The following is a 14071-nucleotide window of genomic DNA, read 5'->3' as shown; positions in this document are numbered from 1 at the left end:
GCGATACCTATGGACGACATCCGCGACATCAAGGAACCGGTGCCCTTTGGCGGGGGAAACGACTGGCCGGCCCTGGCCGGGTTGGCCGGCCTCCTCGCCGTCGGCGGTCTGGCCGTCTGGCGGTGGCGGCGGCAGGTCCGGATAAGAGCCCGTCCATTTGAGGCCGTCCGGGCCGGGCTTGGCCGCCTGGAGGCCTCGTCCGCCGGCCTCGACGACCGGACTTTTTATTTCGAGCTGGCCGGCCTCGTCCGCGAGGCCCTTGGCCTGCGCCTTGGCCTTACGGTCGAAGCCATGACCACGGCGGAGATCCTGCCCCATCTCTCCGGGCTGCCGGAAAGGCTCCGCCAGCCCGTGGCCGGGCTCCTCGGCCGGGCCGATCCGGCCCGTTACGCCGGGGAGGCGGTCGGGGCCCGGGACCGGTCGGCCGATCTGGCCGCCGCCTTGGCCCTGGCCGGGGGGCGGCGGTGACGGTCCTTTTGGCCCACCCGAAGGCCCTGGCCTTGCTCCTGTTCCTGGCCCTGGCCCTTTTCCTGCGCCGGCGCGGGCGGCCGCCGGCCCTGCCCCTTGGCGACATCGCGCCGGCCCTGGCCGCCCTTTCGCCCTCGTTTTGGGCCGCGTTGCCCATGGCCTGCCGGCTCCTGGGTCTTGCCGCCCTGGTCCTGGCCCTGGCCGGGCCGCGCCTGAACGGCGGGACGACCGCCTACCAGGGCCGGGGCCTCGACATCATGCTGGTGGTCGACCTGTCCGAATCCATGGCCGCCATGGACATGCGGCTGGCCGACCGCACGGTCACGCGCCTGGATGCCGTGGCCGACGCGGCCGCCCGGTTCGCGGCCAACCACCCGGGCGACCGCATCGGGTTGGTGGCCTTCGGTTCCCGGGCCTACGCGGTCATGCCGCCAAGCGCGGACCGGGCGGCCCTGACCGGGGCCCTGGCCCGCCTCGCGGTCGGCGCGGCCGGCAAGCGCACGGCCATGGGCGACGGCCTGGGGCTCGCGGTTAAAAGGCTCTCGGACGCGCCCGGGCTGTCCCGGCTGGCGGTCGTTTTCGGCGACGGCCGGTCCAACGCCGGCGAGGTCAGCCCCGAGGACGCGGCCAAGGCCGCGTCCGAGCGGGGCGTCACCGTCTACAGCGTCGGCGTCGGCGGCGACGAACCGGCTCCGTTTCTGGTCACCCACCCCCTCCTTGGCAGCCAGATCGTGACCGAAAAGGCGGCCGTCGACGCCACGACCCTGGCCGCCATGGCCAAGGCCACGGGCGGGGCCTACTACCGGGCCGGGGACGCCGCCGGCCTCGACGCGGCCGTGGCCGCGCTGTCGGACGCGGCCCGAAGCGACATGGTGCCGGTCGAAAGCGCGCGGGACATGCCGCTCGCCCCCCTCTGCGCCGCCGTGGCCGCAAGCCTCTTGACCGTGGCCGCCGGTCTGGCCGCCACCCGCTTCCTGAGGCTGCCATGACCTTCGCTCGGCCCGAATACCTGTGGCTCCTCGCGGCCGTGCCCGTCTGTCTCGTCTGTGGCCTGCTGGCCGCCTCCCGTCGCCGGAGGATCGCGGCCCTGCGCCCGGACCTGGCCCTGCCGTCGGCCCGACGGCGCGTGAAGGCCGCCGCCTTCCTGGCCGGACTGGCCTGCGTGGCCCTGGCCGCCGCCGGACCGGGCTGCGGCCGGGAAACCGCCGCCGCCCCGCCGGTCACGCCGCTCCGTCTGGTCGTGGCCCTCGACTGTTCGCGCAGCATGCTGGCCCGGGACCTGCGGCCGGACCGGCTCGGGGCGGCCAAGGCCCTTGTCCTCGATGTCCTGGCCCGCCTGCCCGGCGTCGAGGCCGGGCTGGTCGGCTTTGCCGGCCGGGCCTGGCTGGCCTGTCCGGTCACGGCCGACCGGGCCGGGCTGGCCGTGGCCCTGGACGGCCTGTCCCCGGCCGAGGCCCCGCTTGGCGGCACCAACCTGCCCGCCGCCCTGGAGGCGGCCCGGCTGGCCCTGGCCGGGGCCGGGCCGGGCGCCGGGGCCGTGGTGGCGGTATCCGACGGCGAGGACACGGCGTCCGCCCCTGTCCCCGTGTCCGTCCCGGGCGAGGCGCCGGTCTTTGCCGTGGCCGTTGGCGGGGCCACGCCCGTGCCCGTGCCGCTGCCCAAGGCGGAGGGGGGGCTTTTGCGCGACGCCGGGGGCCGGCCGGTCCTGGCCGGAGTGGATGCGGCCGGGCTGGCCGACCTGGCCGGCCGCAACCGGGGCCGGGCCTTTCGCCTGGCGCCGGAGTCCCCCGATCCGGCCGCCGCCCTGGCCACGGCCCTGGCCGCCCTGGTCCCGCCCGAACCCGCCAGCCGGCCCGCCACCCCGTCGGCCGACCGGACGGAGTGGTTCCTTCTGGCCGGATTCGCGTTCCTGCTCCTCGATCTCGGCCTGTCCCCGGCCGGGCGGGCCGCTATTTTGCTCCTGCCCGCGTTTTTGGCCCTCTGCAGCCCGGCCCTGGCCGGGAGCCGGGCCGGGGAAGGGGTGGACCGGGGCCTCGCCGCCTATGCCGCCGGCCGGTACGGCCAGGCGCGGGACGCCTTCCTGGCCGCCCGGGTCTGGGACCCGGACCGGCCAGAAATCCTTTTCGCCATCGGCGCGGCCGACTACCGGCTCGGCCGGTTCGAGGCCGCCCGCGCCTCTTTCGCCCGGGCGGCCGAGGCGGCGGCGCCGGGGCTTCGGGCCAGGGCCCTCTACAACCAGGGCAACGCCGCCTACCGCCTGGGCGACGTGGACGCGGCCAGGAAACTCTACGAGGCCGTCCTGGCCCTCAACCCGGCCGACGCCGACGCCAGGGCCAACCTGGACTGGCTCCGCAACCGACCATCCCCGCCACCCGTCCAGAAAGACCAGAAGGACCAGGAGGGCCAAAAGAAGCCCGGCCACGGGAACCCGGACCCCGAGGCGGGCCAGGGCGGCAAGGCGAAGGACGGAGAGTCCGGGCAGGCGCCGTCGCCCCTGGCCGACCCACGCGGCGACGACGGCCAGGGCGGCGACCGGAACAAGCGGCAGACGGCGGCCGGGGCGGCCGATCCGGATTTGTCCGACGATCCCGCCGCCCCGGCCGTGGCCGTGCCGGCTCCGGAAGGGGAGAAGATCGGGGAAAAACGGGCCGCCACGGCCGGCGCGGCTTCCGATCCGATCCTCGACCGCATCCCGGACCTGCCCGGCCTGCCCGAGCCGCCGGTCTACGGCCGGCCGGCCGTGGAGAAGGACTGGTGACGGTCCGCGTGTTCCTGGCGGCCCTCGGCTGCCTCCTTTGCCTGCTGGCCCCGATCCGGTCCGCCGCAGCGGCCGATTGGCGCGTCACGGCCGAGGTCGACGCCCGGGAGGTCTACCTCGGCCAGAGCCTGGTGCTGCGGGTGCTGGTCCCGGGCGACGCCCCGGCCGAAGTGGCCGTGCCCGAGCTTGCCGACTGCACGGTCACCCCGCGCGGTCTGGTCCACGGCAGCCGGGGCGAAGACGGGGCCGTGGTCGCGGCCTACCGTTTCGAGCTGACCCCGAGGCGGGTGGGGGAGTGCCGGGTGCCGGCCTTGCGCGTCACGGCCGGCGGCGAAACCGGGCTGACGGCTCCCGTTTCCGTCCGCGTCCTGCCCCGGCCGACACCGCCCAAGGGGCTGGCCGGCCGGGACCTCTTCGTGGACGCCGTCCTGACGCCCGAGGCTCCCTACGCCGACCAGCCGGTCCGCTACACCGTGATCCTCTACCGGGCCGTGGCCGTGGAGGCGGTCCACGTGTCGCCGCCGGAGATGTCCGGGACGTCCGGGGCGACGCTCGATCCCCTGCCCGGCCAGCGCGACGGCGAGATCGAGGCCGGCGGCCGGCGCTACGCCGTGACCGAGGTGGATTACCGGCTGACGCCGCGCCTGCCCGGCCGGCTTGCCGTGCCACCGGCCACGGCCGTCTTTCGGGGGGGGGCGGCCACGGCCGCCTTGCGGGGTATGGCGGCCCCGGCCGCTTCCCGAGGTACGGCGGCCCCGGCCGGTCCCGCCCGGGAGGCGACCCTGGCCGGGCCGGCCCTGGCCGTCGCGGTCCGGCCCTTGCCGGCCTACGGCGGTCCGGTCCCTTTCACCGGACTGGTCGGCCACCTGGAGCTGGCCGCCCGGATCGAGGACGAGGCCGGGCCCGGCCGGGACGCGGTCTATGTCCTGACCTTCTCCGGCACGGGCAACCTGCGCGAGGCCGCGCCGCCGGCCCTGTCGCCGCCGCCCGGCGTCACGGCCCGGCTCCTGCCGTCCGAAGCGGCTCCCGGCGAGGCGGCCGGCGAGTCAGCAGGGGAGGGGGGCGCGCGTGTCTTCCGCTACGCCCTGGCCGCGTCCGGGCCGGGCGACTATGTCCTGCCCGGGCCGAAGCTCGCGGTCTTCGACCCCGAGGCCGGGGCCTACCGGCTGGCGGCGGCGGGTCCCGTCACCCTGCGCGTGGGCACGCCGCCGCCGGACCCGGCCCTGGCCCCGCCCTTGCGCCACGATCCCCGGGCGTCCCGGGCCGCGCCGCCGTCCTGGCCGTGGCGGCTTGGGCTCGGCCTTTTGCCCCTGGCCCTGTACGGCCTGGCCTTCCTGCCCCGGCCGGCCTGGCGCCACGGCGCGGGAGCCGCTCCCCCGGCCACGCCCACGGCCGTGGCCGAGGCCCTGCGGCAGGCGTTGGACCGGTCCCGGGCAGGGGACCGGCGGCCAGGGGAGCGGGAGGCGGGCGTGCAAGCCCTGGAGGACCTCGACCGGCTCCTCTACGGCGGCGGTCCGGCCGGCCCGGCCGCCGTGGACGCGGCCGTGGCCCGGGCCGCCAAAATCCTGCGGCGGCTTGGCGCATGAGGCGGGTCTGGCTGGTTGCCGTGGCCGTGGCCTGGCTGTGGGCCGGCCTTGCCGGCGCGGTCTGGGCGGCCGGTTCCGGGGAGACGCTCCTGGCGGCCGGCCGGCAGGCCTACGCGGCCGGCCGCTACGCCGAAGCGGCCACGGCCTTTGCCGAGGCGGCCGCAGCCGATCCGGGGCGGGCCGACGCGGCCCTCTGCCTGGACGCGGCCATGGCCTGGCGGCTGGCCGGCCAGACCGGCCGGGCGGCCTACTGGCTCTACCGGGGCCAGCGGGTCGCGCCGGCCGACCCGGAGGTCAAAAAGGCCCTGGCCGCCGCCGGCCTGACCCCGCTTCCGGCCGGCCTGCCGCTTGGGGCGCGCGTGGCGCCGCGTCTCCTGTGGCTGGCGGCCCTGGCCGCCAACGCCGTCTTCTGGCTCTCGCTGGCCTGTTCGCGCCTTTTGGCCCGGCCCCTGCCGCGTCCGGCCGTGGCCCTTGGCGCGGCCCTCGTCTTCTGGCTCTGGTGCGAGGCGGCCTGGCCGCCCGTCGCCGCCCGGCTGGCCCCGCATGGCGTGGTCCTGGCCGAGGTCCCGGCCCGGAGCGCGCCGGAGCCCGGGGCCGAAGCCCTTTTCCCGCTGCCGGCCGGGACCCTGGTCGGGCTCGGGCCGCACCGGGGGGGATTCGTGCGGGTTATGACGGCGTCTGGCCGGGCGGGCTGGGCCGCCCGTGACCGGATCGCCACCTTGCTCCCGTAGAATCCCCAATTCCGGGCCTGCCTCGCCTTGCTAAATAAGGGCGATATGCTATCGAAACAAAAGTCTTTCGGCCTCAGGCCCGCATGACAGGATGTTGCGTCATGAACGATGCTTTGGCGCCCGTGGTCCACACCAACCTGGACCTGCATTTCGGCCGGTTGGACAGGCTGACCGCCGGGCCGGACGACCATCCGGCCCTGGCCGGGGCGGCTTCTTCCCTGGTGCGCCACATTTCCGAAAACCTGCTGCGTCTCTCCGATGCCGCCGGGGCCGACACCACCGTCCAGCGGCATGTCTTCGGCCGGGACGCGGCCCTGCCCCCCTGGCTCGTCAACAAGGGGCTGGTGGCCTGCCAGAACGACCGGGCCGGGCTGGAGCCGGCCGTGTGCGGGATTCTTGAAAACACCTTCCATCGCCGGCGGTTCCTGGATTACTTGAGCGGCGAGCTGCTCTACCACTGCTTTCTGTGGTCAAACGAGGATGAAAAGGCCCGGTGGCCCGTCCGCATGGCCAGCGACCTGCGCGAAAACCAGTACTGCCTGGAACTCAATACCGAGGACCACGTCCTCAAGTTCGACGACAGCATCCTCGGGAAAAAAGACGTTCCCGAGGACGTGCGCCGGTGGTTCGTCAAGTCGCTCGGCACGGTGACCCTCGTCAATTTCACGACCAAGCCCATCTACGAATTCACGGCCCGGCTGGTGGAGGCGAAATACAAGACGCCGTTCGTTCTGACGCTTTTCAAGGACCTGTTTGCGGCCAAGGTCCAGGGCCCGCCCCTGGACCGTTTCGGCGTCCTGGTCCTTGGCGACATTCCCAAGTTTTTCGCCCTAAGCGACTATGTGGCCTCGCTCCACGCCACCCAGGCCATGGGGATTTCCCGCGAGACCGGCGTGCTCGACCTCCTGCGCCACATCCTCGGCCGGTTCGACAACCAGAGCGCCCGGCGCTACCCCGAGGCCCGGTTCCGCCTGGGCGGCGATCCGCCCCAGGGGCTGGTCAACCGGGTCGGGGCCATGGTCTGGCTGCGCCGGACCCTGCAGGCGGCCAAGGCCGTGCAGAAGAAGAAGGCCGCCCCGTCCCGGGGGCTGCGGGTGGAGGAACTCACCGTCCTCTCCGAGGCCCTCAAGCAAAAAAGCATCGTCTATTTCAGCCTCTTCGACGATCCCGACAGCTCGGCCATCAATCCCTGCTCCCTCAAGGACGTCGGGAAAGAGGCCATGGTCCTCCAGTCGCCGCGCGGCAACCGGTTAAACGACGCCAAGCCCGGCCAGGAGGTCCACGGCTATTTCGCCATCACCGGGCACAGGCAGAAGAGCACCTACTGCGATTTCCGCTCCAACGTGGTTTCCGTCACCCTGGCCGACGCCCACCACGCCCTGGTGGAGCTGGCCCTGCCGGCCGCCTTCGAGCTGACCCGTCGCACCCACAAGCGTCTGCCGCTGGACCCGAGCCACCTGGCGGTTTTTGAAATGGCCAGCCCGGCCCTGGGTGCGGACTGGAGCGTGTTTTTGGCCCTCGACAAGTGGCCCGCGCCCTTTTGCATCATCCCGGACGGCGCGTCCCACTGCCACATCAGGGACCTGTCCGCCGGCGGGCTCATGCTCGAACTCCACCGCGACGCCCCGGCCTACGAGTATTTCACCCAGCGAAGCGCCGCGTATCCGCTGTTGGCCTGCATGCACCTAGTCGGCCGGTCCAACATCCCGGACCTCAAACTCGGGCTTCGCCTAGAGGTGAAGCGCATCCGGGACTTTCCGCCCCTTTGCAAGAAATACGTGGGATTCCAGTTTGTCGAGGCCGGCGAGATCCGCCAGGACAAATTCGTGCGGTTTACGCCGGTCGGCAAGGACGGTATCTTCCTCATCAACGACTGGATTTTCCGCAATTCCATCGGGCGCTGACCGCGTGCGCCGTCACGGGCGGGCCGGCGGCAGGGGTGGAACTCCCTGCCCGTTTCGGGCCGCCAAGGGAAACACATGACCGGAATCGGGCAGGAAAGGCTCGCGGCGGCGGCCGCGCGCGTGGGGGCGCTTCGGGCCGAGATGGGTAAGGTGCTGGTCGGGCGCGACGCCCTGGCGGACCGGCTTTTCATCGGGCTTTTGTGCCGGGGGCATGTGCTGATCGAGGGCGTGCCGGGGCTGGCCAAGACGCTCGCGGTCAAGACCCTGGCCGGGGCCATCCGGGCGGTTTTTCACCGGGTGCAGTTCACCCCGGATCTCCTGCCCGCCGACATCAGCGGCACCGAGGTCTACCACCCGGACACGGGCCTTTTTACCGTGCGAAAGGGTCCGGTCTTCTGCAACATTCTCCTCGCCGACGAGATCAACCGGGCCCCGTCCAAGGTCCAGTCGGCCCTGCTTGAGGCCATGGCCGAGCGGCGGGTGACCATCGGCGGCGAGACGCTGCCGCTGCCCGAGCCGTTTCTGGTCCTGGCCACCCAGAACCCCATCGAGCAGGAGGGCACCTACCCCTTGCCCGAGGCCCAGGTGGACCGGTTCCTGCTCCAGCTCGTGCTCGGCTATCCCACGGCCGAAGAGGAAAAGGAGATCGTCCGCCGGGCCTGCTCGCCCGAGGAGCCGGCCCTTTCGCCGATCCTGTCCGGGGAGGAGGTGCTGGCCATGGCGGCGCTGGCCGGGCAGGTCCATCTGGACGAGCGGCTGCTCGACTACATCGTGGGGCTGGTCGGGGCCACCCGGGACCCGCAAGGCGCGGGGCTCCCGGACCTGGCCGGCCGGATCGCCTACGGCGCGTCGCCCCGGGCGGCCATCGGCCTGGCCAGGACGGCCCGGGCGAGCGCCCTGCTCGACGGCCGGGGCTACGCCACGCCGGGCGACATCAAGGCGCTGGCCCCGGACGTCCTGCGCCACCGGCTGCTCCTCACCTACGAGGCGCAGGCCGAGGGCCTCACGCCCGACGCGGTGATCCGGCAAATCCTCGAAACCGTCCCCGTCCCCTGACGCGCCCCCTGCCGGGGGTCCGGGGGGATGATCCCCCCGGCCGCCGGAGGCATCTTTTTTCTCTTCTCTCCTTAAAATAACGCCTTGGGATCGGTCTTCCCGACCTCTGGCAGGGCCGGCACGTCCCGGGCCGCCTCGTTTTTTGCCGCGAATCCCGGTCCGTGGGCGCTTGGCGGCAGGAACTTGACGGCCGCGAGCACGCCTTTTTCCGCTTCCGGGTCGAAGCCGGCCGGGACGAAGGCGGCCAGCCGCTCCTGCACCCGGTCGCGCTGCTCCGGGGCCAGCCGTTTTTCCAGCACCGCTTTGGCCTTGCCGGCCCGCAGGAGCAGGGGATCGCTCCCCGGGGCCCGGCTGGCCAGGGTCAGCCAGAAAAGGGCGGTCTCGAAATCGCGCGGCACCACCTTCCCCTCGTAGTAGAATCCGGCCAGCATGGCCTGCGCCTGGGCGAATCCCTGGCCGGCGGCCAGCCTGTACCAGCGGAAGGCCTCCCGGGCGTCGGCCGGCGTGCCCCGGCCGGTCAGGGTCAGGGAGGCCACGTTGCATCGGGCGTTGGCATCGCCGTTTTTGGCCGCCTCGAGCAGCCAGCGCAGGGCCTCCTGGTCGCTCGCCGGGCCGCCCTTGCCGGTCAGGAACATGAGCCCCAGGTTGAACTGGGCCCGGGGATCGCCGGCCGTGGCCGCCTTCTCGTACCACTGCCGGGCGGCCACGAAATCCGGCGGTCCGGCCAGCCCCTTGGACAGGAGCGATCCCAGGGCGAAGCCGGCCTCGACATTGCCGGCCTCGGCCGCCTCGCGGTAAAAGGCCATGGCCTTGGCCAGATTGGCCGCGCTCGGGAATTCCTCCTCGGACAGGGCGGCGAGCAGGGCCTTGGCCTCGGGCAGGCCGGCCTCGGCCGCGAGCCGGCACCAGCGGAAGGCCTCGGCCGGGTTGCCGGACACGCCCTTGCCGGCCAGATGGAGCAGGGCCATGGCGTACATGGCTTCCGGGTCCCCGGCCCAGGCGGCCTGGGACAGGAGGGCCGTGCCCGTGCCCACGCCCCCGGGCAGGCGGCCGCGCACCATGCCGAGGCCGAGCAGGGTGGCCGCGCCGGCGTCGCCGGCCGCGGCCGCCTTGGCGCAGAACCGGGTCGCCCGGTTCGGGTCGCGCCGGGCTTCGGGGCCGGCGGCGAAAAGCCGGCACAGTTCGCCCGCCGCCTGGTCGCTGGCCGCGCCGGCCGCGTCGTAGAGGCCAAGCGCCCGGGCCGGGTCGCGAAAGACGCCGAGCCCGGCCTGATACATGTCGGCCAGCCGGAGCATGGCCGCCACGTGCCCGGCTCCGGCCGCCCGCTCGAAAAGCCGCGCCGCCTCCAGCGGGTAGGCGGACACGCCCTGGCCGGAAAGGTACATGAGCCCCAGGGCAAAGGCGGCCGGGGCGTAGCCGGCGTCGGCCGCCTGGCGGCGAAGGCGGGCGGCCTCGGCCGGATTGCGGGCCACGCCCGTGCCCGAGGCGTAGAGGTCGGCCAGACGGTTCTGGGCCTCGGGGTCGCCGGCCTCGCCGGCCTGCCGGAAAAGGGCCGCCGCCTCGGCCGGAGAGCCGTTCGCGGCGTTGCCGGCCTCGGCCAGGGCGAGGAGCGCCTGGCCAAGGGCCGTGGCCGCCTGGGCGTTGCCGGCCGTGGCCGCCCGGCGAAGCCAGGCCATGCCGGCCCCCGGATCGGCCGTCCCTCCCTGGCCGGTGAAAAGCATGATGCCAAGCTCGGCCATGGCCGCCGTGTCGCCCCGGTCGGCCGCCCGGCGGTACCAGCCCAGGGCGGCCGCGTCGTCGCCCGCCACCTTCCGGGCCAGGGCCCCGGCCCGGACCATGGCCGGCACGTGGCCGCGCCCGGCGGCGGCGGTGAAAAGGGCCAGGGCCCGGGGCAGGTCCTCGGGTGCGTCCCGGCCGGCTTCGAGGACCAGGCCGAGCCGGTGGGACGAGGGAGCGGAACCGTTGGCCGCGGCTTTTTCCAGCAGGGGCAGGGCTTCGGCCACGCGGCCGGCGTCGAACAGGCGGGAACCGAGCTCGGGTGTGGCGCAGCTGAGCGCAATCAGCCAGAAGGCGCCCAAAAGGAGCAGCGTCGCGCCGGCGGCGGTCAGGGCGCGGCGGCGGGAGGCGGTTTTGGCGGCAGGGCTTGGCATGGGACTCCGGGAGGCGCACTGGCGCGAGCCTTGGGCCAAAGGGTGCGCCAAAGCCCGTCCGTGGTCAATCCCCGGCCGCTACGACCAGGGCAGGACCAGATTGAGGTAGGCCCCCTCGAACAGGTAGAGGGCCATGGTACCGAGGGCCCCGGCCGCGATGGCCGGGCCGTAGCACAGGCGGTAGCCGGCGGTGGCCCCGGGCCGGGCCAGGCGCAGCCAGGCGAGCCAGACGAAAAACTGGAGCCCGCCGGCCACGCTCGTGAAAAGGACGGCGGTCAGGAGCGCCTGGCTGCCGAGCCCGGCCCCGACCACGGCCATGAGCTTGACGTCGCCGGCTCCGAGCAGCCCGAAGAGGTGGGGGATGAGGAAGACCAGAAAGCCGCCCAGAAGGCCGAGGGCGGCTTCGCCAAGTCCGGGCAGGCCCGAGAAGGCGCCGTGCAGGGCCACAAGGACGAGCATGGCCGGAAAGGTGATCCGGTTGGGGATGCGCCGGGATCGCATGTCCACCACGGCGGCCGCCAGGCAGGCGGCGGCGGTGACGGCAAAGGCCAGGAGTGTTTGCGGATCCGGGGACATGGCGGCTCCTCGGGGTTTTTCCCGCTCTTAGCGGCAATGCCCGGCCGTGTCCAACCCAACCCGGCCCGGCCTGGCCTTGACGCCGCAGAGGGAAAAAGCCAATTTTACAGGGTAGCGGCGGGACCCGTAGCGACCGCCCGGCCCAGGCCTGGGCAACCGGAGTCTTTCATGGAACAGGAGCGTGCCCAGGGCGAGGCCTCGCGCCACGCCGCGGCGGCCATGGCGGCCGAACGCGACCGGCTGCTGGCCCGGATCGAGGCGGCCGAGGCGGCCAACGTCCGGCTGCGCGGCGAGGCCGAGGCCGCGACCCGGGCCAAGGCCGATTTCATGGCCCGCATGACCCATGAGATGCGCACCCCCCTTTCGGCCATCATCGGCCTGGCCAACCTGGCCCTGCCCCTTGCCGGCGATCCCCGCGTCGCCGACTATCTGGCCAAGATCACGACATCGGCCACGGGTCTCCTTGACGTGGTCGACGACATCACCGACTTCGCCCGCCTGGAAAAAGGCCTGGCCGACCTGGTGGTCGCGCCGTTCGACCTGGCCGCCTCCCTGGACCGGGTGGCGGCCAGGTTCGCGGACACCGCCCACGGCAAGGGGCTTTCCCTGTCCGTGCGCCTGGACCGGGACGCCCCCCCGCGTCTGGTCGGCGACAGCGCCCGGCTCGAGGGCGTGCTGGCCCAACTCGTCGGCAACGCGGTCAAATTCACCGAAAAAGGCTCCGTGGAAATCACCGTCCGGCTGGTTTCGCGCGAGGCCGGCGCGGTCCGGCTGGCCTTTGCCGTCCGGGACACGGGCATCGGCATGGACGCGGCCACCATCCCGGCCATGCTCGAATCGTTCACCCAGGCCGACGGCACCCTGTCGCGGCCCTACGGCGGCACGGGCCTGGGCCTTGCCCTGGTGCGGCGCGGGGCGGTCCTGCTCGGCGGCGACCTCGAGGTCACGAGCCTGCCGGGCCAGGGAAGCCGCTTCGCGTTCGAGGCCCTTTTTGTCGAGGACACCGGCGAGGACGCCACCGCTCCCGTCCCGCCCCCGCCGGCCGCGACGCCCGCCGCCGGAACGGACACGGCCAAACCCCTGGCCGGCACCCTCATCCTGCTGGTCGAGGACAACGCCATCAACCGGCAGGTGGCCCGCGACACCCTGCAGCGGTTCGGCGCGTCCGTGGACGTGGCCCGGCACGGCGGGGAAGCCGTGGAAATGGTCAAGGTGGCCTTTTACGACGCCGTGCTCATGGACGTGCAGATGCCGGTCATGGACGGCCTGACCGCGACCCGGCTCATCCGGGCCCTGCCCGGCGGGCCGGACCTGCCCATCGTGGCCCTGACCGCCCACGCCCTGGCCGAGGACCGGGACCGGTGCCTGGAAGCGGGCATGAACGACTACCTGACCAAGCCCATCGACACCGGCCGGCTCCTAAACGCCCTGGGCCAGTGGATCGCGCCGGCGGCCGCGGCGGCCAAGGCCGGCCGGCTGACCATCGCCTCCGGCCAGGAGCCGGGCCGAAAGCCGGCGGCCGGTCGGCCGGGGCCGGATTCCGGGCTCGACGCCGCAACGGCCCTGGCCCGCCTGGGCGGCAACGAGCGGCTCCTTTTGAGCGTCGCCACGGAATTTTCCCGGGACTACAAGAACAGCGCCCGGATCCTGGCCCGGCACATCGAAGCCGGGGACCTGGGCGAGGCCCGGCGGCTGGCCCACACGATCAAGGGCGTGGCCGGCAACATCGCGGCCGACGTCCTGGCCGAGGCCGCCCGGGGACTCGAAGCCCGCCTGGCCTCGGGACAGGCGCCGTCGCCGCCGGCCCTGGCCGCCTTCACCGCGGCCCTGGAAGCGACCCTGGCGGCCGCCTCCCGGCTGGCCCCGCCGGCCGCCGTGCCCCAGGCCTGCGCCCAGGACGGCTGCTGGCGCATCCTCCTGGTCGACGACGCCAAGCTCAACCGGGCCATTTTTTCGCAGATCCTGCGCAGCGCCGGCCACGACGTGGCCACGGCCGCCAACGGCAAGGAGGCCTGCCGGGCCCTGTTCGGGGAAAAGGCCACGGGCCGGCCCTACGACCTCATCCTCATGGATATCGAGATGCCGGAGATGGACGGTCCGGCCGCCACCCGCGTGATCCGGGGCCTGCTTTCCGCCAGCGCCAGTCCGCCGTGCCCGCCCGGCATCCCCATCGTGGCCCTCACCTCGCACGATGCGGACGGGGAGCGGGCCCGCTGCCTGGAGGCCGGCATGGACGAGTGCCTGCCCAAGCTCTTCGAGCACGACGCCCTGCTCGATTCCCTGGCCCAGGTGATGCGGGGCCGCGACCCCAGGATCCGGCGGCCGGACAGCCCACGGCCCGCCGGCGGGGCGGGCACGGCCATGGGGCCGCTTTTGCGCTGTCTGGCCGGCCATCTGGCCGAGGGCAACATCCGGGCGGACGAGGACATGGCGGTCCTGCGCGAGGCCTTCTCCGGACGACCCGCGCCCATGGAACTCGAAGCGCTGTCCCAGGCCATCGAACGGTACGATTTCGCCGGGGCCCTGGCCGTCGCCTCCCGGCTGGCCCCGCTTTTGGGGGTGGACCCGGCCGGACTGCCCGGCAGGTCCCGGACAGGCGGCAAGGCCGGGTGAGCCGGGGCGTCCCGGCCGGAACGTTATTTGCGGCGCAGCCGGCGGCCGACCACGATGCCGATGACCACGGACAAGACGACGATAAGCGTCACGATAGCCAGATTCGCACCCATGTTTCCCTTCCTCCCGTGCCGTTGGCGGCGGGCCGGCCAAAAGGCCCGGCCGTGTCCACCGGACGAGTATAGGGGGGAAAACCACCGGGCGCAAAAGGGAATGCGCCGCAACCTGT

Annotated in this window: 10 protein-coding genes; 8 read left to right on the top strand and 2 right to left on the bottom strand. The window is 73.6% G+C overall.

What is annotated here, in order from left to right; genetic code table 11:
* Window positions 1-9 precede the first annotated feature (9 nt).
* The 7 genes from DFW101_RS08360 to DFW101_RS20140 all read left to right on the top strand — a co-directional run bounded on the left by DFW101_RS08360 (window position 10) and on the right by DFW101_RS20140 (window position 8503).
* Window positions 10-468, top strand: coding sequence for a hypothetical protein (locus DFW101_RS08360; RefSeq protein WP_009181070.1), 459 nt, complete (start codon window positions 10-12; stop codon window positions 466-468).
* Window positions 465-1457 (top strand): VWA domain-containing protein, encoded by a 993-nt coding sequence (locus DFW101_RS08355; protein ID WP_009181069.1) that lies wholly within the window; start codon window positions 465-467, stop codon window positions 1455-1457. Before DFW101_RS08360 ends, DFW101_RS08355 begins: the two co-directional genes overlap by 4 nt.
* Entirely contained in the window at window positions 1454-3226 is a 1773-nt protein-coding gene (locus tag DFW101_RS20145; RefSeq protein WP_009181068.1) for a VWA domain-containing protein, read from the top strand. Before DFW101_RS08355 ends, DFW101_RS20145 begins: the two co-directional genes overlap by 4 nt.
* The gene (locus DFW101_RS08345) at window positions 3223-4812 is read left to right on the top strand and encodes a BatD family protein (protein ID WP_009181067.1); all 1590 of its coding nucleotides are present in this window, start codon (window positions 3223-3225) and stop codon (window positions 4810-4812) included. The genes DFW101_RS20145 and DFW101_RS08345 overlap by 4 nt, the downstream gene beginning before the upstream one ends.
* Window positions 4809-5543: a hypothetical protein gene (locus DFW101_RS08340; RefSeq protein WP_009181066.1), complete on the top strand. Its 735-nt coding sequence runs from the start codon at window positions 4809-4811 to the stop codon at window positions 5541-5543. Before DFW101_RS08345 ends, DFW101_RS08340 begins: the two co-directional genes overlap by 4 nt.
* A 101-nt stretch (window positions 5544-5644) precedes the next feature.
* Window positions 5645-7447: a PilZ domain-containing protein gene (locus DFW101_RS08335; protein ID WP_009181065.1), complete on the top strand. Its 1803-nt coding sequence runs from the start codon at window positions 5645-5647 to the stop codon at window positions 7445-7447.
* A gap of 75 nt (window positions 7448-7522) precedes the next feature.
* Window positions 7523-8503, top strand: coding sequence for an AAA family ATPase (locus DFW101_RS20140; RefSeq protein ID WP_009181064.1), 981 nt, complete (start codon window positions 7523-7525; stop codon window positions 8501-8503).
* Window positions 8504-8574: 71 nt separating this feature from the next.
* Here the strand turns inward: DFW101_RS20140 and DFW101_RS08325 are convergent, their stop codons facing one another.
* Window positions 8575-10653 carry a tetratricopeptide repeat protein gene (locus DFW101_RS08325; protein ID WP_009181063.1) on the bottom strand — a complete coding sequence of 693 codons (2079 nt, stop codon included), beginning with the start codon at window positions 10651-10653 and terminating at the stop codon, window positions 8575-8577.
* Between the two features lie 78 nt (window positions 10654-10731).
* Window positions 10732-11229 (bottom strand): A24 family peptidase, encoded by a 498-nt coding sequence (locus DFW101_RS08320; RefSeq protein WP_009181062.1) that lies wholly within the window; start codon window positions 11227-11229, stop codon window positions 10732-10734.
* Window positions 11230-11397: 168 nt separating this feature from the next.
* Between DFW101_RS08320 and DFW101_RS08315 the strand changes: the two genes are divergently transcribed.
* The gene (locus DFW101_RS08315) at window positions 11398-13842 is read left to right on the top strand and encodes a response regulator (protein WP_009181061.1); all 2445 of its coding nucleotides are present in this window, start codon (window positions 11398-11400) and stop codon (window positions 13840-13842) included.
* Window positions 13843-14071 lie beyond the last annotated feature (229 nt).

Source organism: Solidesulfovibrio carbinoliphilus subsp. oakridgensis (genome assembly GCF_000177215.2).
GTDB lineage: Bacteria > Desulfobacterota > Desulfovibrionia > Desulfovibrionales > Desulfovibrionaceae > Solidesulfovibrio > Solidesulfovibrio carbinoliphilus.
Note: the sequence above shows the minus strand (reverse complement) of the source record. Positions and strands in the feature narration are given on the sequence as shown.

Bases quoted from the DNA above. Each gene is read 5' to 3' on its own strand.
- DFW101_RS08360 (WP_009181070.1), top strand. From the start codon at position 10: ATGGACGACATCCGCGACATCAAGGAACCGGTGCCCTTTGGCGGGGGA.
- DFW101_RS20145 (WP_009181068.1), top strand. From the start codon at position 1,454: ATGACCTTCGCTCGGCCCGAATACCTGTGGCTCCTCGCGGCCGTGCCC.
- DFW101_RS08340 (WP_009181066.1), top strand. From the start codon at position 4,809: ATGAGGCGGGTCTGGCTGGTTGCCGTGGCCGTGGCCTGGCTGTGGGCC.
- DFW101_RS08335 (WP_009181065.1), top strand. From the start codon at position 5,645: ATGAACGATGCTTTGGCGCCCGTGGTCCACACCAACCTGGACCTGCAT.
- DFW101_RS20140 (WP_009181064.1), top strand. From the start codon at position 7,523: ATGACCGGAATCGGGCAGGAAAGGCTCGCGGCGGCGGCCGCGCGCGTG.
- DFW101_RS08325 (WP_009181063.1), bottom strand. From the start codon at position 10,653: ATGCCAAGCCCTGCCGCCAAAACCGCCTCCCGCCGCCGCGCCCTGACC.
- DFW101_RS08320 (WP_009181062.1), bottom strand. From the start codon at position 11,229: ATGTCCCCGGATCCGCAAACACTCCTGGCCTTTGCCGTCACCGCCGCC.
- DFW101_RS08315 (WP_009181061.1), top strand. From the start codon at position 11,398: ATGGAACAGGAGCGTGCCCAGGGCGAGGCCTCGCGCCACGCCGCGGCG.